Source organism: Shewanella sp. A22 (assembly GCF_053850585.1).
The window spans coordinates 1-561 of record NZ_JBSQBN010000266.1; the positions used below are offsets into that span (position 1 = coordinate 1).

At 41.7% G+C, this 561-nt stretch carries 1 protein-coding gene; it reads right to left on the reverse strand.

Annotated elements, in window-relative coordinates:
* Nucleotides 1-62: 62 nt before the first annotated feature.
* Nucleotides 63-407 (reverse strand): IS66 family insertion sequence element accessory protein TnpB, encoded by a 345-nt coding sequence (gene tnpB, locus ACWXWT_RS20630; protein WP_456043422.1) that lies wholly within the window; start codon nucleotides 405-407, stop codon nucleotides 63-65.
* Between the last annotated feature and the right edge of the window lie 154 nt (nucleotides 408-561).

Below are 561 nucleotides of genomic sequence, written 5' to 3' on the forward strand. Positions count from 1 at the left end.
TATCCTTAGTGTGACAGCGAAAAATGATCGTTCAAGTAGAAATTTGCGATCAACATTCGCCGTCATACTTCAAGTCCTAATATTGGTCGATGCGCCTTAGGATTATCTAATGTTAATCCCGATAATAGCCAATGTAATTGCTGCTTACTGATATGAATTGCGCCATCACATTTAGGCACAGGCCACTTAAAATGCCCTTTTTCAAGGCGGCGATAATAAAGCCAAAATCCATTGGTATCCCAAAATAAGATTTTGAGCTTATCGCGGTGTCGATTACAAAAGATAAACCAAGCCTGGCTAAAGGGGTCCATCTCAAGCGTATCTGCGACGATTAATGACAATCCATCAATCGACTTTCTCATATCGGTGACACCTGATACTAAATACACGTTACCAGTGGGAGTCATTGTAATGCTGCAACCCAATGTTTGATGTGTGTTTGACTCAGCATCGAGGGGAATTCAGCGCGAATACCGTTAGGTAATAATAGCACCACGACATCAGTGCTTCCCTGGTCAAAGACAATAGACTGAACTTGTTGCTTAACCTCTGTGGTATTGA

What these genes read in the sequence shown, in the direction of transcription:
- tnpB (WP_456043422.1), bottom strand. Translation starts at nt 407, where the DNA reads ATGACTCCCACTGGTAACGTGTATTTAGTATCAGGTGTCACCGATATG.